Below are 19095 nucleotides of genomic sequence, written 5' to 3'. Positions count from 1 at the left end.
GGGCCCCTCGGCAAACTGTTACGATATTTACATCGCGACACACCTAATGGTGCGTAGTCGTTTTTATATAAGAAAGATTATTGGAGATATTGGGGATGAATCTTCCGCTCGTGATTAACGTGCTGGTGTTTGTCGCGCTCCTTTTGCTGCTGGCGCAAACCCGCCACAAGCAATGGAGCCTGGCGAAAAAAGTGCTGGTCGGCCTGGTGGTCGGCGTGGTGTTCGGTCTGGGGCTGCAGCTGGTGTACGGCGCCGACAACCCGGTACTGAAAGAATCCATCAGTTGGTTCAACATTGTCGGCAACGGCTATGTGCAACTGCTGCAAATGATCGTCATGCCGCTGGTCTTCGCCTCTATCCTGAGCGCGGTCGCCAAATTGCATAACGCCTCTTCGCTGGGCAAAATCAGCGTTCTGACTATCGGCACATTGCTGTTCACCACGCTGATCTCGGCGCTCGTGGGCGTGCTGGTCACCAACCTGTTCGGCCTGACCGCCGAAGGCCTGGTGCAGGGGGCGCAGGAAAGCGCGCGCCTGACGGCGATCCAGACCAACTACGTAGGCAAACTGGCCGATCTGACCGTGCCGCAGATGGTACTGTCGTTCATCCCGAAAAACCCGTTCGCCGATCTGACCGGCGCCAGCCCGACCTCAATCATCAGCGTGGTGATTTTCGCCACCTTCCTCGGCGTGGCGGCGCTGCAGCTGCTGAAAGACGACAAGCCGAAAGGCGAGCGCGTGCTGGTGGCTATCGATACCCTGCAGGCCTGGGTGATGAAGCTGGTGCGTCTGGTCATGAAGCTGACGCCGTACGGCGTGCTGGCGCTGATGACCAAAGTGGTCGCCGGTTCCAACATTCACGACATCGTCAAGCTCGGCAGCTTCGTGGTGGCCTCCTACATCGGCCTGGCCATCATGTTCGTGGTACACGCCATCCTGCTGGCCTTCACCGGCGTGAACCCGATGAAGTTCTTCCGCAAGGTGTGGCCGGTAATCACCTTCGCCTTCACCAGCCGCTCCAGCGCCGCCAGCATTCCATTGAACGTGGAAGCGCAGACTCGCCGCCTGGGCGTGCCGGAATCCATCGCCAGCTTCTCGGCGTCGTTCGGTGCCACCATCGGCCAGAACGGCTGTGCGGGCCTCTACCCGGCGATGCTGGCGGTGATGGTTGCGCCGACCGTCGGCATCAACCCGCTGGATCCGGTGTGGATCGCCACCCTGGTCGGCATCGTCACCCTCAGTTCCGCCGGTGTGGCGGGCGTGGGCGGCGGCGCCACCTTCGCCGCGCTGATCGTGCTGCCGGCGATGGGCCTGCCGGTGACGCTGGTCGCGCTGCTGATCTCGGTTGAACCGCTGATCGACATGGGCCGTACCGCGCTGAACGTCAACGGTTCCATGGCGGCGGGCACCATCACCAGCCAACTGATGAAACAAACCGACAAAGCCGTGATGGACAGCGAAGACGAAGTCGAATTGGCTCACCGTTAACGCCTTCCGCGAACGAAAAAACCGGGGATGATCCCCGGTTTTTTTATGCCCTGCGTTCAGTCGTTACGGCCGCTCGCCGTTCGCCAGCCGCCGGTTGATATCGGCGATCACACCCGGCAATTGCGCCAGCGTATCTATCACATAGTGCGCGCCCGCCGCGTACAGCTTATCGGCGGCGGCCGTGCGGCGGCGCTCGATCTCCCCTTGCGGCATTTGGCGATACTCCTGCCAGGTCGCGCCAAACTCGTTGCCGGACAGCGCCAGCCCGACGCTCCACATCCCGGCGTTCAGCCCTTCGGCAATGCCCGGCACCGCGTCATCCACCTTCACGCAATGCGTCACCGCATCGATGCCCAGCGCAATCACGTTTTGCAACGCCATCCACGGCCCCGGTCGCCCGCCGGCCGCGAGATCGTCGGTGGCGACCCAGTAATCCGGCGCGTAGCCGCGCTGCGCCGCGGCAGGCGCCAGCACCGCCATCACCGCGCGCGGATAACCGGAGCAGGAGCCGATTTTGATGCCCTGTTCACGCAGAGCGGCAATCACCTGCGGCACGCCCTCGATGGGATCGGCGAAGTCGACCACTTTGGCGATTTGCAGCGGCATAAACGCTTGATACAACGCGTCGATATCCTGGTGGCTCATCGAGCGGCCCAGCTTCTGCCGCCAGCGCGCGTCAACCGCCGGCAACTTGCCCAGCGCCTCGATGTGTTGCCATTTGCCGAGCCCCATCGGAATGCGCGCTTCCACCAGGCTGATGTCGATATCGAAAGTGCGTTTGAACGCCTCGACGAAAATCTGCGTCGGCGCAAAGGAGCCGAAGTCCACCGTGGTGCCGGCCCAGTCGAGGATCACTGCCTTGATCTGTTTCATGGTCAATCCTTATTGATTCCAGTACATCGCCTGCCCGACGGCCGCCAGCAAACGTTCGATATCCTGCGGATAAATTTCGCCGATGTTGCCGATGCGGAAGCAGTCGCTCTGCGACACTTTGCCGGGATAAATCACGAAGCCCTGCTGCTTCAGGCGCTGATAAAACTCGGCGAAGCGGTAAGTGTCGGCCTTCGGCGAATAGAACGCCGTGATGATCGGCGAATGCAGCGCATCGTCCAGGAGGGTCTCAAAGCCCAGTTCACGCATGCCCGCCACCAGCCGACGCTGATTGGCGTGATAGCGGTCGTGACGCGCGGCAATGCCGCCCTCTTGTTCCAGCTCTTTCAGCGCCTGCGCGAAGGCCAGTACGGTGTGAGTGGGCGACGTAAAGCGCCATTTGCCGGCCTGGTCTTCCATACAGCGCCACTGGGCATACAAATCCAGTGACAGCGAGCGCGAACGGCCGGCGCATTTCTCCAGTTCGCTGCGGCGGGCGATGACGAAAGCAAAGCCCGGCACGCCCTGAATGCATTTGTTGGCGGAGCTGATCAGAAAATCGATGCCCAGCGCGTCCACATCCAGCGGGATGCCGCCGAAGCTGCTCATCGCATCGACGATAAAGGTCTTGCCGTTGCGCGCCGCCAGACCGGCGACCTTCTGCAGCGGGTTGAGCATGCCGGTGGTGGTTTCACAGTGCACCATGGCGATATGGCTGATGCGCGCATCGCTTTTCAGCACCGCCTCCATCGCCGCCACGTCCGGTTCGTTCACCTCGCCGCAGTCGAACGCGTGGTGGTCGATATCCATCAGCCGCGCCATTTCGATCATCCGCGCCCCGTAAGCGCCGTTGTTGACGATCAGCAGCTTATCGTGCGGGCCGATGGCCGTGCCCAGCACGCCCTCTACCGCAAAGCTGCCGCTGCCCTGCAACAGCACCGAGGTATAGCCAGCGGACGGCGTCGCCAGCGCCACCAACCGTTGGCGAATGCGCTGCACCACCCCGAGGTTGTAATCTTCATCCCAGGTGCAGCTGTCATACAGCATCGCCTCTTTCACCGTTTTCGACGTGGTCAACGGGCCGGGGGTCAACAGCAGGTAGTTACGGTCGGACATGTTATTCACCTATTGGTCTATACCAGATTGCGCTGATTGTGGCGGCAAATTCCTTCCCAGGTCAAACGGCAAAGCGCGGTGAAACAAAAAATTCATCTGGCTATGTATAATAAGCGGGCCGGAATGCCAGGCCGATGCCATAGCGAGATGAAATGAAAGAACATCCGGGCGATATGCCCCACTATCTGCAGATCAAGGATCAGCTTCAGGCGCGCATCACCCGCGGCGCGCTGCAGGCCGGCGACAAGCTGCCTTCGGAGCGCGAGCTGTGCGCCATCTTCTCCACCACCCGCGTCACCATCCGCGAGAGCCTGGCGCAGTTGGAAGCCACCGGCGCCATCTACCGCGCCGATCGTCGCGGCTGGTTCGTCACGCCGGAGCGGCTGTGGCTGGATCCGACGCAAAACACCAACTTCCACCGTCTGTGTCAGGAGCAAGGGCGCACGCCGCGCACCGCGCTGCTGTCCGGCGAAAAAACCACGGTGCCGCTCGACGTGATGCAGCCGCTGGCGCTCGAACCGTTCGATCAGGTGTATCTGCTGCGCCGGGTGCGCTATGCCGACGGCCGCGCCATCTGCTATTGCGAGAACCACTGCCTGCCGCAACGGGTGCCGGAACTGCTCAGCCACGATCTCAACGGCAGCCTGACCGAGGTTTATCAGCAGCATTACGATTTGATTTACAGCAACATGCACCTGTCGTTCTACCCGACCGCCCTGCCTTATCGCGCCGCCAACGCGCTGGGTGCCATGGTCGGCCTGCCCGCGTTGCTGCTGCGCCGCTTGAATTACGATCAGCACGGCCGCATTCTCGATTTCGATATCGAATACTGGCGCCACGACAGCCTGCGCATCGAAGTCGATACGCTTTAACCCCCTGCCCAACGGGGCCTGCGCACGCAGGCCCGCCTTTCTCTCCCGCGTCGTCCTCCCCGTTTCCTGCAATGATATTTTGCTGATTTCATTTGTTTGTCATATTCGCCGATTAGCGTGGCCGCATATCTGGTGTATACCAGTTTCACATTAACCCGTAACAGTGAGGCTGAAGCTATGAAACTTTCTCGACTGGTCGTGATAACCGCCATCGCACTCGGCTCCGCGCCGCTCTGGGCCGCCGAGGCGGTGGTGACCGTCTACTCCGCCGATGGTTTGCACGACGGCGATCACAGCTGGTATCAAACGCAGTTCGACGCCTTCACCCAGGCGACCGGCGTCAAGGTGCAGTACGTCGAAGGCGGCTCCGGCGCCATCGTGGAACGCCTGTCGAAAGAGCGCAGCAACCCGCAGGCCGACGTGCTCGTGACGCTGCCGCCGTTCATTCAACGCGCGGCGGCGGAAAAACTGCTGCAGGACTTTACCCCGCAGGCGGCCGCGCAAATCGCCGATGCGCAGCCACAGTTCGTGCCGCTGGTGAACAACTACCTGAGCTTCATCTATAACGCCAAACTGCTGCCGCAGGCGCCCGCCAGCTACCAACAGCTGCTGGACGCGCAGTTCCGCAATAAGCTGCAGTACTCCACGCCGGGCCAGGCGGGCGACGGCACTGCGGTGATGCTGCAGGCGTTCCACAGCTTCGGCGGCAAAGACGCCGGTTTCGACTACCTCGGCAAACTGCAAAGCAACAACGTCGGCCCTTCCGCCTCCACCGGCAAGCTGACCGCGCTGGTCAATAAAGGGGAGCTGCTGGTGGCCAACGGCGATCTGCAGATGAACCTGGCGCAGATGCGCAGCAACCCGAACGTGAAGGTGTTCTGGCCGGCCGGGCCGGACGGCAAGCGCAGCACGCTGGTGCTGCCTTACTACATCGGCCTGGTGCAAGGCGCGCCGCAAAGCGCCAACGGCAAAAAGCTGATCGATTTCCTGCTGAGCAAAGAGGCGCAGAGCAGCGTCAGCGCCATTTCCTACGGCATGCCGGTGCGTAAAGACGTGACCCCGACCGACGATAACTTCAGGCAGTCGCAGGCTGCGCTGCAGGGCGTGGATATCTGGGCGCCGGACTGGAATCAGGTGGTGAGCAGCCTGTCCGCCGACATTTCCCGCTGGCACAAGGTGACAGAATGACGCTGACCATGCCTTCTACCCTCTCCTCCAGCGCCGAGGCGCGGGATAACAGCCGGGACATCGCCGGGCCGTCGGCCATTCAGCTCGACCGCGTCAGCGTGTCGTACCGCGGCACCGAAGTGCTGAAACCCCTGACGCTCACCATCGCGCCCGGCGAAGTGCTGGCGCTGATCGGCCCCTCCGGCTCGGGCAAAACCACCGTACTGCGAGCGATTGCCGGTTTCGTGCAGCCGTCCGCCGGACGCATCGCCATCGGCGATATCGATGTCACCGACGTGCCGCCCTATGAACGCGGCCTGGGCATGGTGGTGCAGAACTATGCGCTGTTTCCGCATATGCGCGTCGAGGACAATGTGGCGTTCGGCCTGCGCGCCCAGGGCAAGCCGCGCGGCCTGACCGCCGAGCGCGTCGAAGAAGCGTTGGCCATCGTCGGCATGTCCGCCTACGCCAGGCGCTATCCCAGCCAGCTTTCCGGCGGCCAGCAACAGCGGGTGGCGATCGCCCGCGCCATTGCAGTGCGCCCCAAAGTGCTGTTGCTGGATGAACCGCTGTCGGCGCTGGACGCGCAAATCCGCCACAGCATGGTGGAAGAGATCGCCCGCCTGCACCGCGAGCTGCCGGATCTGACCATCCTGTACGTCACCCACGATCAGGGCGAAGCGCTGACGCTGGCGGACAAGATCGGCATCATGCGCGACGGCCACCTGATCGCCCACGGCGAAACTCGCGCGTTGTACCACCATCCGACGAACCGCTTCGCCGCCGAGTTCCTCGGCCGCGCCAACCTGCTGCCGGCCACCGCGCTGGAGACCACCACCGGGCAAGGCATGACCACCGTCAGCTGCGCCGGCAAAGTGATCGGCTGTTTCACCTACGGCGCACAACGCGGCTTCGACAAGCTGCTGTGCATCCGGCCGCAGCATATTGCGCTCGATGCCGACGCTCAGCGCAGCAACTGCCTTATCGGCACGCTGCGCGATATTCATTGGCAGGGTGAACTGACGCACCTGCAGTTCGACGCGCAAGGCCACCCGCTGCGCGTGGTCACCACCCATCGCAGCCGGATGCCGCAGATCGGCGAACGGGTGCCGCTCTATTTCGCCCCCGACGATGCGGTACTGATCGAGGACTGACATGACCGACTCTACGCTTACTCGCCCGGCCCAGCGGCTGCGTTTGCCGCACCGCCTGTGGATCCTGTTGCCGCTGCTGGCGCTGGCGACGCTGTTTTTCTACCCGCTGGCGTTGATCGTCAAACAGGCATTTACCGACGACCAAGGGCTGTTCAGCGTCACCGCGCTGCAGCAGGCGTTTGAATCACGCCGCTTTGTCGGCGCCCTTCTCAACACGCTGCAGATCGCGCTGCTGGCGACGCTGGGCTGCCTAGTGCTCGGCACCCTGCTGTCGCTGCTGCTGGTGTTCACGCCGTTCCCCGGCAGCCGTCTGATCGCCCGGGTGATCGATACCTTTATCGCCATGCCGACCTTCCTCATCACGCTGGCCTTCACGTTCATCTACGGTTCCGCCGGCCTGCTGAACGGCACGCTGATGGCGACCTTTGGTTTCACCCTGCCGCCGGTGGATTTTCTTTACTCCATCTGGGGGGTGATCCTGGCGGAAATCACCGTGTTTACCCCGCTGGTGATGCGCCCGCTGATGGCGGCGCTGTCGCAGATCGACCGCAGCCAGCTCGAGGCCGCCAGCATCCTCGGCGCCCGGCCGGGACGGGTGGTGCGCCAGGTGATTTTACCGGCCGCGCTGCCGGCCTTGCTGGCCGGCGGCAGCCTGTGTTTGTTGTTGACCACCAATGAGTTCGGCATCGTGCTGTTTATCGGCGCCAAGGGCGTCACCACGCTGCCGATGATGGTCTATGCCAAAGCGATTTTGGAATCGGACTACGCCGTCGCCTGCGCGATCGCCGTCGTGAATATCGCGCTGTCACTCGGGCTGTTCTCCCTTTACCGCTACGCCGCGGCGCGCGCCGGGCTGAGGAACTGACGATGTTGATTTGGTCTCGTACCGGACGCACCCTGACCTGCACACTGGCGGTCACGCTGTTCGCCCTGTTCTTCTGCCTGCCGCTGGCGGTGATCCTGATGTCCAGCCTCAGTGAACAGTGGAGTGGCGTGCTGCCGAGCGGCTTCACCCTCAGCCACTTCCGCCAGGCGTTCAGCGGCGCCTCCTGGGACGCGCTGATCGCCAGTCTGGCTATCGGTTTCAGCGCCAGCCTGTTCGCGTTGTTGTGCGGCACCTGGGCGGCGTTGGCGCTGCGCCACGTGCCTGAACGCGGCCGACGGCTGCTGGGCACGCTGTTTTTCATTCCCAGCGCGGTGCCTTCGGTCTCTATCGGTTTGGGGATGCTGGTGGCGTTCAGCCAGGGGCCGCTGCAGATGAACGGCACCTTCCTGATCGTGCCCGCCGCCCACTTCGTGCTGATTTCCGCCTTTACCTTCGGCAACGTCATGGCCGGGCTGACCCGGCTGCCTGACGACTACGAGAACGTCGCCGCCAGCCTGGGCGCTTCGCCGCTGTTTCGCCTGCGCCACGTCACCCTGCCGATGATCGCCCCCTACATGATCTCCGCCTTCGCGCTCAGCCTGTCGCTGTCGATGGGGGAGCTGGGCGCGACCATGATGATCTACCCGCCGAGCTGGGCGACGCTGCCGGTCACGATCTTCAGCCTGACCGATCGCGGCAGCATCGCCAATGGCGCAACGCTGACCATGATCCTGGTGGCGGCCACGCTGTTGCTGATGTTGGTGCTGGAGCGGATTTCTCAGCGGCTGACGCCCGGCGCAAAATAGCAGCAAGGCGCTGCCATGGCGGCGCCTTGCTCATCGAAACGCAGGTCAGAACGGGTAGTCGTGATAGCCCTGCTGTTCGGAAATGCGTCGGGCGGCGACGTGCAGCAACGCCACATACTCCTCCCGCGCCGCTTCGGAAAAGCGCAGCGTCGGGAAAGAGATGCTCAGCCCGGCGATCGCCACCCCGAACCTGTCAAAGACCGGAACCGCGATGCAGCGGATCCCCGCTTCTTGCTCTTCGGCATCTTCGCCGTATCCCTGCGCACGCACCCGATCCAGCACCGGCAACAGTTCGGCGGCGCTGGTCAGGGTATGCTCGGTGCTGCGGGTAAATTCAATCTGCGACAGGATCTGCGCTACCTCATCCCGCTCGCGCCAGGCCAGCAGCACCTTGCCGATGGCGGTGCTGTGCAGCGGGTTGCGGCGGCCGATGCGCGAATACATGCGCAGGTTGTACATCGCGTCGATCTTGTGGATGTAGACGATGCCATCCTCGTCCAGGGCGCCGAGGTGGATGGTTTCACGGGTATGATTCGACAGCTCGCGCATCTGCACGTCGGCGCTACGGATCAGATCGACGTTCTGCAACGATTTGGCGCCCAGTTCGAACAGCTTGAGCGTCAGCGCATACTTTTCCGTCTCGCCCTCCTGTGAAACGTAACCCAGCGCTTTCATGGTCTGCAGAAACCGGTAGACGGTGCTTTTAGACATCATCACCCGCTGGGACAGTTCGGTAATGCCGATCTCGCGCTCATCGCCGAGCGCCTGCAAAATGCCGAACACTTTCATCACGGATGAGACGGCATCCGGTTGCTTGTCTGAATCTGCGTTAGCCATGGCGAATACCCTACTTAACGGTTTTGTTTCAGGAAATTTAAACAAGGGTTTCAGTATAATCGGAACAGATCGCGACGCGCAACGCAGCTGAAGGCTAAGCGATTGAAGCCAAATGAATAACCGCCTGCCGCTCACCGCCGTTTACAATTAAGCGGACAAGGGGCATGCAATCGCAGGCGAATATGATTAGCATGATAATACTCTCCTGAATAAATACCGCTGAGACCTGCATGCGTCCTTGTTCCGACGGCCTCCCCGTCCCGCAACGCTATGGGGCGATCCTCGCCATCGCCCTCGGCATTACCGTATCCGTGCTCGACGGCGCGATAGCCAACGTGGCGCTGCCCACCATCGCGCGCGATCTCAACGCCAGTCCGGCCAGTTCCATCTGGGTGGTTAACGCCTATCAACTGGCGATCACCGTCTCTTTGCTGTCGCTGGCGTCGCTCGGCGATCTGGTCGGCTATCGCCGCATCTATCAGGCTGGATTGCTGGTGTTCAGCATCACCTCACTGTTCTGCGCCCTGTCCGACTCGCTGCTCACCCTGACCATCGCCCGCGTGCTGCAGGGCTTTGGCGCCGCCGCCATCATGAGCGTCAACACCGCGCTGATCCGCATCATCTACCCGCAGCGTTTTCTCGGCCGCGGCATGGGCATCAACTCGCTGATCGTCGCCTGCTCCTCGGCGGCCGGGCCGACGGTGGCGGCCGCTATCCTGTCGGTCGCGTCCTGGCAATGGCTGTTCGCCATCAACCTGCCGATCGGCATCGTCGCGCTGCTGCTGGGGATGAAATTCCTGCCGGCCAACGGCCAAAAAAGCGATAACCGCCGTTTCGATCCCACCAGCGCCGTGCTGAACGCGCTGACCTTCGGCCTGCTGATCACCGCCATCAGCGGCTTCGCCCAGGGCCAGAGCCTGATGCTGATCTTCAGCGAGATCGCCGCGCTGCTGGCGATTGGCGCGCTGTTCGTGCGCCGCCAGCTGCGCCAGGAATTTCCGTTGCTGCCGGTCGATCTGCTGCGCATTCCGATCTTCGCCCTGTCGATGGGCACCTCAATCTGCTCGTTTGCCGCGCAAATGCTGGCGATGGTGTCGCTGCCGTTCTTCTTGCAAAGCGCATTGGGCCGCGACGAGGTGGCGACCGGGCTGCTGCTGACGCCGTGGCCGCTGGCGATCGTGGTGATGGCCCCGATCGCCGGCCGGTTGGTGGAACGCGTGCATGCCGGCCTGCTGGGCTGCATCGGGCTGGCGGTGTTCGCGCTCGGGCTGTTCTCGCTGGCGCTGCTGCCCGCGGCGCCGTCGAATATGGACATCATCTGGCGCATGGTGCTGTGCGGCGCCGGTTTCGGCCTGTTCCAGTCGCCCAACAACCACACCATCATCTCCGCCGCACCGCGCAACCGCAGCGGCGGCGCCAGCGGCATGCTGGGCACTGCCCGTCTGCTGGGACAAACCTCGGGAGCCGCGCTGGTGGCGCTGATGTTCAACCTGTTCCCGGCCTCCGGCACCCACGCTTCACTGATCCTGGCTGGGGTGTTCGCCACCCTGGCGGCGGCCGTCAGCAGCCTGCGCATCACTCAACCGACGACGCAAACGGCGCAGCCCAGCCGCGAGGTGAAATAGCGCACATAAAAGAGCCGAGCCCCCATCGATTGTAAAACCGACGGGACCAGCACTGGCGGCCGGGCCGCGTCGGGTGCGGTGCCGGGAGCATGGCAGGCCAGGCGTCAGTCGCCGCACCTCAACGGGCTGCGGCCTTGTCGTAAACAGGCTAAATAGGCGTCGTCATCCGGATACCAGCCAACAAGGCGTTGGCCGTCGTTATCCATCCCCTCGAAGGCCGTCAGTAAGCCGGGGGCGAACATGCGCTTTATCAGATCTTCGGACTGCGCGCTGTCGATGCGGCAGTCACAGCGCGTCTCTCCGTCAACCTGAACGAAGTTCTGCAACGAAGCGAGACATCGCGCGTCGAGATCGCCATGAACATGGATAAACTCCCCCGTTTCTACCAGGGTGAGCGCGGTCAGGTCTCCCCCCACCACGAACGCGCCGTCGTTTCCTGAGCTGCAATAGGCATGGCGTATGCGGACATCGTCACGCACGACCAGTCCGCCCCAGCAAATCAGCGTATCCGCCTGCAGCCGCCCCAGCACGACAATGCCGCCGTCCTCTCGCTGCGGTGACACCGCCAGGCATCCCTCGACGATCACATCGCCGTCCACGATCAGGTAATCGTAATCGTGCCCGTCGTGCTCGTCGGGGAAAAACGCCGGCAGGCGCAGATCGCCTGAATGCCAGCGAATAACCGGCGGTTCATCATCGTCATCATGCCGGTTCAACAATTCCGCAACCGCATCGGCGACACCGCCAGCCAATGCGGCCAGGCGCGCCGACACCTCATCACCGTTGAGTAAGGGAAGGTGGTTGATTTTCATAGGGCCTCAGGGACAAATGTCATTGTGCCAAAGCATATAACATGCGCTTCCAAAGCCAAACAGGCGGTCGTGACCGGGCCCGATGCGGCTTGCCCTCTCACCGGGTGATCTGGCACCGCGCCTGCCCAGGCTGAGAGGCCGAAAGACGCGGTTTGCAGGTAGGCTTCAGGGACTTCGGGCGCTGCTGCACGGCATTAACGCCCGCAAACTTCGGTGAAGCGCTCACCCCATTCATTGCCGAATTTCATTGTTGAATCCGTCGCCGCCGCTGTAAAAGCGGTTCAGGCATGCCATAAAAAAACCCCGGCAAGCCGGGGTTTTTCATTTCATTCAGCCGATTACTTCAGGTACTGACCGGTGCGCAACGCTTCGATGCGCTTGTCGAGCGGCGGGTGCGACATGAACAGCTCGCTGAACGACTTGGATTTGCCGTTGATGCAGAACGCCATCATACTGCCCGCTTCCTGCGGTTCATAGCTGGTTTTCAGACGCTGCAAGGCGGCGATCATCTTCTCGCGGCCCACCAGTTTGGCGGAACCGGCGTCGGCATAGAATTCGCGGTGACGCGAGAACCACATGGTGATGATGCTCGCCAGGATGCCGAACACCAGTTCCAGCACCATCGACACGGCGAAGTAAATCATCGGGTTGCCGTTGCCTTCCCCTTCACCGTCGCGGTTGCCCAGGAAGCCGGCGGCAACCTGTGCGATCAGGCGCGAAATGAAGATGACGAAGGTGTTCACGATCCCCTGGATCAGGGTCATGGTCACCATATCGCCGTTGGCGACGTGGCTGATTTCGTGCGCGATAACCGCTTCCGCTTCGTCGCGGCTCATGCTCTGCAGCAGGCCGGTACTGACGGCGACCAGCGAAGCGTCGCGCCGTGCGCCGGTGGCGAAGGCGTTGATGTCCGGCGCGTGGTAGATAGCGACCTGCGGCATGGCGATGCCCGCCTGCTGCGATTGACGGCGCACCGTTTCCAGCAGCCAGTTTTCGGTTTCGTTACGCGGCTGTTCAATCACTTCCCCGCCCACGGAGCGCAGCGCCATCCATTTGGACATCAGCAACGACACGAAAGCGCCGCCGAAGCCGAACAGACCGGCCATGATCATCAGGCCCTGAACGCTACTGGATTGGATTCCTGTCAGGCTGAGCACCAGCCCGAAAACCAACATCACCGCCAGGTTGGTGAGCAGGAACAGAGCTATACGCATCATAAAATGTTTACTTCCTCATAAATGTTAACAAAACACTGTCCAGATACCCTGGATCGTATGGGCATTCGTCACAGTTTCAAGAGTTGCGCGCTATTAACCTACTAAAAATACGAAACTTTACAAAAACGACGCGCGACCGGGATTTGGCAAATTGTAAACGATTGTTGCGCAAGGCGGAGGGATTTTGCAGAAAAATTTCTTTGCCCGCACGCCATGACAACGAGAACCGTTATCCTCACGCCTTATAGGCCAATATCCGCTCAACGCGTTTCATCATGCCCCCCTGATTCAGCGGCGACGAAAGTTTGAATCTCGCGATTAATTGTTACATTATAACATCACAATTAATCGTAAAGGGATGTCAATCATGTTATCGCGTATCGTCTGGATGCTGGCGACGTGGCTGCTTTTCTGCCAGCTCGCGCACGCTGAAATTCACCTCACCGACGTTGAAGGACGCCAGGTTACCCTGGCCGCCCCCGCACAGCGCGCCTATATCGGCTTTTACTACGAAGATTTTCTGGCGGTGAACGGCCCGGAGAGTTATCAACAGGTCGTCGCCTTCTCCAAGAGCGACTGGGCGTTGCGCACCAGCCAATGGGCGCGCTATCAGGCGGCGCTGCCACGGCTCGCTCAATTGGTCGATGTCGGTTCGCTCTATAACCAGAGCTTCGATTTTGAACGCCTGCTGACCACGCAGCCAGATCTGCTGATCCTGGCGAAGTGGCAGCTCGACGGCTTCGCCAACTACCTGCCGGTGCTGCAACAACTCAACATTCCTTACATCGTCGTCGACTTCAACCAGGGCGTTGAGGTCAAGCTCGCCAGCATCCGGTTGATGGGCCAGGCGATGGGCCACGCCGAGCGAGGGGAACGACTGGCCGACGAATATCGCCAAAGTCTCGAGGATAGCCGGCGGCGCATCCGCCAGGCGCAGCTGCCGCCGCCGGTCACCTACATTGAGCTGGGGGACAAGGGCCCCGGCGAGTACGGCAGCAGCTATGGCGCATCGATCTGGGGGCCGCTGCTGCAGCTGGCCGGCGCCGACAATATCGCCGCCGGCGTCGTCGGCAGCCCTTCCCCCTTGCGCGCCGACTCTGTCCTGACCCAACGGCCCGAGGTGATTTTTCTCGCCGGTGGCGACTGGGAAAACATGCCGAACGCCGTGCCGATGGGCTACGGCACGCAGGCAGCCCTCCTACAGACGCGCCTGACGCAATACGCCCGGCGGGCGGGATGGCCGCAACTGCCGGCGGTAAAAAATCAGCGTCTTTATGCGCTTTACCATGGCGGCGCGCGCACGATTTACGATTTTATCTTTGTCCAGTATCTGGCAAAAGCGCTCTATCCCGCCGCGTTTGCCGATGTTGATCCCGCGCACAATCTGGCGCAGTTCTACCATCAATATTTGCCGATAGAGGCGGACGGCGTCTTCTTGCAACGCTGGCAAGGAGAATAACCGTGGCCCACACAGGACGTGCGTTTTTGCGACGGCGCAGGCTGCGCCGCGGGCTATTGACGCTGGCGCTGCTCGGCGCGCTGCTGGCGGCGACCGCCATCGATCTCACCGTCGGCGCCGCGCAACTTGGCCTCACGGATATCGTGCGGATGCTTTGGCCCGGCTCTGCGCCTGGCAACGCACTGCATCAGGCGGTTTTCTGGTCGATTCGCTTGCCGATGACGCTCACCGCCTTGGTGGTCGGCGCCAGCCTGGCGCTGGCGGGCCTGCTGATGCAGACCGTGCTGGCCAATCCCCTCGCCAGCCCCTATACGCTGGGGATCTCTGCCGCGGCGGGGTTCGGCGCGGCGCTGGCGATCCTCACCGGCTTCAGCCTGGGCGGCGCGCTGGCGCTGGGCACGCCGCTGCTGGCTTCGCTAATGGCGCTGTTGGCTTGCGTGCCTGTCTATCTGCTGGGACAACGCCGCGGCATGACGCCGCAAATATTAGTGTTGAGCGGCATCGTGGTGCTGTTTTTCTTTCAGTCGCTGCAATCGCTGCTGCTGTTTCTGGCCTCGCCGGAAGCCATGCAGCAAATTGTCTTTTGGCTGTTCGGCAGCCTGCTCAAAGCCAATATGCACGGCGTGGCGATCACCGGCGTCGTGTTGCTGTGCGCGCTGTTCGTCTGTCTGCGGCTCGCCTGGCGGCTGACGGCGCTGTCCGCCGGCGAAGAGCAGGCCCAGGGGCTGGGCATCAATGTCAGCGCCTTGCGCAAGCTGGCCTTTCTGCTGGCGACCTTGCTGACGGCCGCCTCGGTCTCGTTTGTCGGCACCATCGGGTTCGTCGGGCTGATCGCCCCGCATTTCGCCCGCTTTCTGGTGGGTGAGGATCAGCGCTACCTGATCTGCATTTCCGCCCTCTGCGGCAGCCTGCTGCTGCTGTGCGCCTCGATCGTCGCCAAGCTGGTGATGCCGAACGGCGTGGTGCCCATCGGCATCGTTATCGCCCTGATCGGCGTGCCGGTGCTGTTTTACTTCGTCACTCGACAGGTTAAACGCCCATGACTCAACTGACCCTCACCCGCGTCGGCGTCTCGCTGCATCGCCGCTCGCTATTGGCAGACGTTTCATTGAGCTGGCCGGAGGCGCAGCTCGGCGGCATCATCGGCCCCAACGGTGCCGGCAAATCGACGCTGCTCAAAGCGATCAATCGCATGGTGCCGTGCAGCGGCGAGATCGCTTACCGCGAGCGCCCTCTCGATCCGAAAACCAGCCGTATCGCCTATGTGCCGCAGCTTAATCGCTGCGATTCGGCATTGACCGCTTTTGACATGGTGCTGCTGGGCAAGGTACGCCAGTTGGGCTGGCGCGTCAGCGCCGCCCAGGCTGATGCGGTCGAGCAGGCGCTGGCGGAATGCGGCATTTCCGCGCTCGCCGATCGCCCCTTCAACCGGCTCAGCGGCGGCCAGCGACAGTTGGTGATGCTGGCTCAGGCCTTCGTCTCTCAGCCGCAGCTCATTTTGCTCGACGAACCCACCAGCGCGCTGGATATCCACCACCAGCTGCGCGTGCTCAATCAGATCGCCGACTACGGCCGGCGCCACCGCTGCATCACGCTGCTGGTGATCCACGATCTGGGGCTGGCGCTGCGCTATTGCCACTCACTCACGCTGCTCGCGCATGGACGCGTCGTTTGCCACGGCGATACCCATCAGATGATGGGACATCCGATGGTGTCTCGCGTATTTGGCGTCGGCATCGAAAACGGCGTCAGCCCTCAGGGCTACCCCTATCTGCTGCCGACACAGCTGTTACACGCACACGGAGAATCCCCATGTACACTCTGACCAAGGCGGATATGCTGGCGCAACTCGCCGGCTTGCAACAGGAAATTCACCAGCTTCACCGTTCCGCCCGGCAAGATCGGCGTCATTTTTCCCTGCTGGAGCGTCGTTTCAGTCGCCTGCAGGCCTTTAACGACGAACCGCAGCTGCAGGCCTATCGTCAAAAGCTGGAAAACGACCGTTTGATAACGGCGCAGATCACCCAGCTGCGGGCGACAGCCAACGCCGCGTTGTGCGACTACGAGAAGCATCGCGTCTCGGCGCTGTGCCGGGAACCGGCGCAGACCAACGCCTACCTGAACAGTTTCGACCGCGCCCTGCAGCTGGAGATCGCGGCCGCCAACATTAAACCCGGTGAACGGGTGCTGCTGGTGGGCAGCGGCGCATTGCCCACCACGGCGCTGGCGCTGGTCGCCAGGCTCTCCGCCACCGTCATTTGCTACGATTGCGATCCGACGGCCCAGCGTTTTGCCCGCCGGCTCACGCGCCACCTGGGGCTGGTGCAGCAGATGCCCTGCATCGACAAGCTGAACGGCCTGACGCGCAACGATATCGATCACATCATCATCGCCTCTCTGGTGGCGGACAAGCAGGGTTTGCTGAAGGCGCTGCGGCCTTTGCTGCCCCAGTGCGGCAAATTGCTGGTGCGCTATGGCAACGGCCTCAAGTCGATCTTCAACTGCCCTTACCACCACCAGGTCGCCGGCTCGCCCTGGCGCGTCAGCGGTAAACCGCTCACCACCCCGCTGTACGATCTCTTGATTTTGGAGCCTCACCGCCATGAATAATGCCTTTCCCACCCTGATCCTCGGCGCCGGCCCGGCGGCGATCCAACTGGCGGCGGACATCAAGGCCGCGGGCAATGCGCGCATCGGCCTGTACAACCGCCCCAGCGAAAAAGGGCGCCGCCTGAAGCAACATCTGGCGCACACGCCCAGCCTGTGGCTGACGGGCGCCGGTAAGGCGCAGCGTACCCAAGACGATGCGCAGGTGACGATTGACCGCTATTGCGATGATCTGGCGCTCGTCGGCGGCGACTGGCGCAGACTGATCCTTGCCGTCCCCGCCGATCAATACCATGACGTGCTGCGACAGGTGCCATGGGCGGCGTTGCCCCAATTGCGCTCACTGATCCTGCTCTCTCCCTCCATCGGCTCCGGCTTGATGGCGCAAAGCCTGCTGCAGGAGGCCGGGCAATCCCACGTCGAGGTCATCAGCCTGTCGAGCTACTACGCCGACACCAAATACCAGAACGCCGAACAGCCTTACCGCGCCTACACCAAGGCGTTCAAGCAGCGGATTTATCTGGCCGGCGCAAGGTCAGACTGCGCCGAACTCGACTGGCTTTGCTCGCTGCTGGCGCGTCACGGCATTGACGCCCAACGCTGCAACAGCCTGCTCGCCGCCGAGCGCTTCAGCATCACCAATTATGTTCATCCTCCGCTGGCGCTGGCCGAAACCACGCTGCAGGCGATATTCCAGCCGCAGGCGCCGATCCAGTACCTGTATAAAACCCACCCCGAAGGCCCCATCTGTCCCGAGACGATCGCCGACATGCTGGCGCTCTCGCAGGATTACCAGCAGTTGCTCAACCGGCTCGGCATCGAGGCCATTAACCTGCTGCGCTTTTTGAATGACGACAACTACCCGGTTCCGCCCCGAATGGTGAGCCGCCGCTGGATTGACCAATTCCCGCAGCTCGCGCCGACGGAGCAATGCTATGCGCTGTTTACGCGTTATACCGCGCTGCTGGTCGACCCCTATTCCGAGCCAGACGCGCAGGGCCGCTACTATGATTTTTCCGCCGTCAGGGTCGCCCGCGTCTTCCAGGATGCCCAGGGGCGCTGGCGCCTGCCGCGCGTGCCGCAAGAGGACGTGCGCAAACTGCGCGTCCTGGTCTTGCTGGCGCAGCGACTTGACGTCGAGATGCCCGCCGCCCAGCGTCTGTTGGCCCGCTTTCAGCAGGCGCTGCAGCACTTCGTCACCCGGATCGGCGCCGAGCATTGCCATCATTCGTTGCTGGACGATACCTGCGACGAGCAGGCGGACATCATTTACCGACAATGGCGGAGGCAAGCATGAATCAGGGTGCGCTACTGGCCATTTTTGCCTCATTGATTTTCAGCGTCATGAACGCGCTGGTTAAAACCATCTCCGATGCTATTCCCACCGGTGAAATCGTGTTCTTTCGCAGCAGCATCGGCTGTGTGCTGGTTCTGCTGCTGATGTACCGCCACCGCATCGCCTTTAGCCGCGTAGACCGGCCGCTGCTGGTGTTGCGCGGCACCATGGGCGGGCTGTATCTCATTTGTTATTTTTACAGCATCGCCCACCTGACGCTGGCCGACGCCAGCATGCTGGCCTATCTGTCGCCGTTTTTCTCCATTTTGCTCTCCTTGCTGGTGCTGCGTGAACGGGTCAGCGCCTGCACCGCGTTTTGGCTGACGATGGTCATCATCGGCGCCGTGCTGCTGGTGCGGCCGTGGCACTTCTCGGCCTATACCCTGGCGTCGCTGGTCGGCGTGATGAGCGCGGTGTTCGCCTCGATCGCCTATCTGTCGGTCAACAAACTCAGCAAGCGCCACCACAACTACGAGATCGTGTTCTACTTCCTGTTCATCGCAACGCTGATCTCGCTGCCGCTGATGTGGAACGCGTTCGTTTGGCCCAACGCCTATCAGTTCGCCATTCTGCTCGCCATCGCCCTGGTGTCGCTGTTGGGGCAGGTCGTCTTAACCCAGGCCTTCTCTTCCGATAACCTGATCGTGGTCTCGGTGGTGCGCTATATCGGCATCGTGTTCAACATCGCCTGGGGTTGGCTGTTCTGGCATGAGATCCCGCTGCTGCTGTCGCTGTTCGGCTGTCTGCTGGTGGTGGTTTCCTGCATTCAGCTCGGGCTGCGTCACCGCAAGAAACCGGCTTAAGCCGGCCTTGCCGCAACCAAAAAAAACGCACCCGAGGGTGCGTTTTTCACAGGCAAAGCCGT

The 19095-nt window shown here is 62.1% G+C and carries 18 protein-coding genes; 13 read left to right on the top strand and 5 right to left on the bottom strand.

The features are described 5' to 3' along the window. Window positions 1-95: 95 nt before the first annotated feature. On the top strand, window positions 96-1487 hold the full coding sequence (locus tag ACSBQV_RS02110) for an L-cystine transporter (RefSeq protein ID WP_047576041.1): 1392 nt from the start codon (window positions 96-98) through the stop codon (window positions 1485-1487). 63 nt (window positions 1488-1550) lie between these two features. On the opposite strand, the gene phnX is transcribed toward ACSBQV_RS02110, so the two are convergent. Further along, complete coding sequence (phnX, locus tag ACSBQV_RS02105; RefSeq protein WP_099782817.1) at window positions 1551-2360, bottom strand: phosphonoacetaldehyde hydrolase; 810 nt, start codon at window positions 2358-2360, stop codon at window positions 1551-1553. Between the two features lie 9 nt (window positions 2361-2369). After that, the gene (gene phnW, locus ACSBQV_RS02100) at window positions 2370-3473 is read right to left on the bottom strand and encodes a 2-aminoethylphosphonate--pyruvate transaminase (protein WP_060660794.1); all 1104 of its coding nucleotides are present in this window, start codon (window positions 3471-3473) and stop codon (window positions 2370-2372) included. Between the two features lie 152 nt (window positions 3474-3625). Between phnW and phnR the strand changes: the two genes are divergently transcribed. The 5 genes from phnR (at window position 3626) to ACSBQV_RS02075 (ending at window position 8337) form a co-directional block, all read left to right on the top strand. After that, window positions 3626-4345, top strand: coding sequence for a phosphonate utilization transcriptional regulator PhnR (gene phnR, locus ACSBQV_RS02095; protein ID WP_069100110.1), 720 nt, complete (start codon window positions 3626-3628; stop codon window positions 4343-4345). 177 nt (window positions 4346-4522) lie between these two features. Continuing rightward, window positions 4523-5533: a 2-aminoethylphosphonate ABC transporter substrate-binding protein gene (locus ACSBQV_RS02090; protein WP_434991407.1), complete on the top strand. Its 1011-nt coding sequence runs from the start codon at window positions 4523-4525 to the stop codon at window positions 5531-5533. Window positions 5534-5535: 2 nt separating this feature from the next. Then, window positions 5536-6666 (top strand): 2-aminoethylphosphonate ABC transport system ATP-binding subunit PhnT, encoded by a 1131-nt coding sequence (gene phnT / locus ACSBQV_RS02085; protein ID WP_373864250.1) that lies wholly within the window; start codon window positions 5536-5538, stop codon window positions 6664-6666. A gap of 1 nt (window position 6667) precedes the next feature. Beyond that, window positions 6668-7531: a 2-aminoethylphosphonate ABC transporter permease subunit gene (gene phnU / locus ACSBQV_RS02080; protein ID WP_099782813.1), complete on the top strand. Its 864-nt coding sequence runs from the start codon at window positions 6668-6670 to the stop codon at window positions 7529-7531. 2 nt (window positions 7532-7533) lie between these two features. Next, entirely contained in the window at window positions 7534-8337 is an 804-nt protein-coding gene (locus ACSBQV_RS02075; protein ID WP_042784335.1) for an ABC transporter permease, read from the top strand. Window positions 8338-8382: 45 nt separating this feature from the next. On the opposite strand, the gene kdgR is transcribed toward ACSBQV_RS02075, so the two are convergent. Further along, complete coding sequence (gene kdgR / locus ACSBQV_RS02070; protein ID WP_033642855.1) at window positions 8383-9174, bottom strand: DNA-binding transcriptional regulator KdgR; 792 nt, start codon at window positions 9172-9174, stop codon at window positions 8383-8385. A 230-nt stretch (window positions 9175-9404) separates the two neighbouring features. On the opposite strand from kdgR, the gene ACSBQV_RS02065 reads away from it, so the two are divergent. Beyond that, window positions 9405-10799, top strand: coding sequence for an MFS transporter (locus ACSBQV_RS02065; RefSeq protein WP_099782811.1), 1395 nt, complete (start codon window positions 9405-9407; stop codon window positions 10797-10799). Between the two features lie 104 nt (window positions 10800-10903). On the opposite strand, the gene ACSBQV_RS02060 is transcribed toward ACSBQV_RS02065, so the two are convergent. Continuing rightward, window positions 10904-11611 carry a hypothetical protein gene (locus tag ACSBQV_RS02060; protein WP_099782809.1) on the bottom strand — a complete coding sequence of 236 codons (708 nt, stop codon included), beginning with the start codon at window positions 11609-11611 and terminating at the stop codon, window positions 10904-10906. A gap of 338 nt (window positions 11612-11949) precedes the next feature. Continuing rightward, window positions 11950-12828 (bottom strand): protease HtpX, encoded by an 879-nt coding sequence (htpX, locus tag ACSBQV_RS02055; protein WP_033652481.1) that lies wholly within the window; start codon window positions 12826-12828, stop codon window positions 11950-11952. A gap of 367 nt (window positions 12829-13195) precedes the next feature. Between htpX and ACSBQV_RS02050 the strand changes: the two genes are divergently transcribed. From ACSBQV_RS02050 to ACSBQV_RS02025, 6 genes are read left to right on the top strand one after another with little or no spacing between them, the layout of a single operon-like run. After that, complete coding sequence (locus ACSBQV_RS02050) at window positions 13196-14287, top strand: ABC transporter substrate-binding protein (RefSeq protein ID WP_099782807.1); 1092 nt, start codon at window positions 13196-13198, stop codon at window positions 14285-14287. Between the two features lie 2 nt (window positions 14288-14289). After that, window positions 14290-15330 carry a FecCD family ABC transporter permease gene (locus ACSBQV_RS02045; protein WP_099782805.1) on the top strand — a complete coding sequence of 347 codons (1041 nt, stop codon included), beginning with the start codon at window positions 14290-14292 and terminating at the stop codon, window positions 15328-15330. Further along, window positions 15327-16112: an ABC transporter ATP-binding protein gene (locus tag ACSBQV_RS02040; protein ID WP_099782803.1), complete on the top strand. Its 786-nt coding sequence runs from the start codon at window positions 15327-15329 to the stop codon at window positions 16110-16112. Before ACSBQV_RS02045 ends, ACSBQV_RS02040 begins: the two co-directional genes overlap by 4 nt. Then, window positions 16100-16897 (top strand): nicotianamine synthase family protein, encoded by a 798-nt coding sequence (locus ACSBQV_RS02035; protein ID WP_099782801.1) that lies wholly within the window; start codon window positions 16100-16102, stop codon window positions 16895-16897. Before ACSBQV_RS02040 ends, ACSBQV_RS02035 begins: the two co-directional genes overlap by 13 nt. Then, window positions 16890-18191 carry an opine metallophore biosynthesis dehydrogenase gene (locus ACSBQV_RS02030; RefSeq protein WP_099782799.1) on the top strand — a complete coding sequence of 434 codons (1302 nt, stop codon included), beginning with the start codon at window positions 16890-16892 and terminating at the stop codon, window positions 18189-18191. The genes ACSBQV_RS02035 and ACSBQV_RS02030 overlap by 8 nt, the downstream gene beginning before the upstream one ends. Continuing rightward, window positions 18188-19033 carry a DMT family transporter gene (locus ACSBQV_RS02025; RefSeq protein WP_033652485.1) on the top strand — a complete coding sequence of 282 codons (846 nt, stop codon included), beginning with the start codon at window positions 18188-18190 and terminating at the stop codon, window positions 19031-19033. Before ACSBQV_RS02030 ends, ACSBQV_RS02025 begins: the two co-directional genes overlap by 4 nt. The last annotated feature ends 62 nt before the right edge of the window (window positions 19034-19095 follow it).

The organism is Serratia sp. B501 (assembly GCF_051172315.1).
Classification (GTDB): Bacteria; Pseudomonadota; Gammaproteobacteria; order Enterobacterales; family Enterobacteriaceae; genus Serratia; species Serratia ureilytica.
This window is presented reverse-complemented; position numbering and strand designations above follow the sequence as displayed.

Excerpts from the sequence above, each read along its gene's own strand:
- ACSBQV_RS02110 (WP_047576041.1), top strand. The coding sequence starts at position 96 with ATGAATCTTCCGCTCGTGATTAACGTGCTGGTGTTTGTCGCGCTCCTT.
- phnX (WP_099782817.1), bottom strand. The coding sequence starts at position 2,360 with ATGAAACAGATCAAGGCAGTGATCCTCGACTGGGCCGGCACCACGGTG.
- phnW (WP_060660794.1), bottom strand. The coding sequence starts at position 3,473 with ATGTCCGACCGTAACTACCTGCTGTTGACCCCCGGCCCGTTGACCACG.
- phnR (WP_069100110.1), top strand. The coding sequence starts at position 3,626 with ATGAAAGAACATCCGGGCGATATGCCCCACTATCTGCAGATCAAGGAT.
- ACSBQV_RS02090 (WP_434991407.1), top strand. The coding sequence starts at position 4,523 with ATGAAACTTTCTCGACTGGTCGTGATAACCGCCATCGCACTCGGCTCC.
- phnU (WP_099782813.1), top strand. The coding sequence starts at position 6,668 with ATGACCGACTCTACGCTTACTCGCCCGGCCCAGCGGCTGCGTTTGCCG.
- ACSBQV_RS02075 (WP_042784335.1), top strand. The coding sequence starts at position 7,534 with ATGTTGATTTGGTCTCGTACCGGACGCACCCTGACCTGCACACTGGCG.
- kdgR (WP_033642855.1), bottom strand. The coding sequence starts at position 9,174 with ATGGCTAACGCAGATTCAGACAAGCAACCGGATGCCGTCTCATCCGTG.
- ACSBQV_RS02065 (WP_099782811.1), top strand. The coding sequence starts at position 9,405 with ATGCGTCCTTGTTCCGACGGCCTCCCCGTCCCGCAACGCTATGGGGCG.
- ACSBQV_RS02060 (WP_099782809.1), bottom strand. The coding sequence starts at position 11,611 with ATGAAAATCAACCACCTTCCCTTACTCAACGGTGATGAGGTGTCGGCG.
- htpX (WP_033652481.1), bottom strand. The coding sequence starts at position 12,828 with ATGATGCGTATAGCTCTGTTCCTGCTCACCAACCTGGCGGTGATGTTG.
- ACSBQV_RS02050 (WP_099782807.1), top strand. The coding sequence starts at position 13,196 with ATGTTATCGCGTATCGTCTGGATGCTGGCGACGTGGCTGCTTTTCTGC.
- ACSBQV_RS02040 (WP_099782803.1), top strand. The coding sequence starts at position 15,327 with ATGACTCAACTGACCCTCACCCGCGTCGGCGTCTCGCTGCATCGCCGC.
- ACSBQV_RS02035 (WP_099782801.1), top strand. The coding sequence starts at position 16,100 with ATGTACACTCTGACCAAGGCGGATATGCTGGCGCAACTCGCCGGCTTG.
- ACSBQV_RS02030 (WP_099782799.1), top strand. The coding sequence starts at position 16,890 with ATGAATAATGCCTTTCCCACCCTGATCCTCGGCGCCGGCCCGGCGGCG.
- ACSBQV_RS02025 (WP_033652485.1), top strand. The coding sequence starts at position 18,188 with ATGAATCAGGGTGCGCTACTGGCCATTTTTGCCTCATTGATTTTCAGC.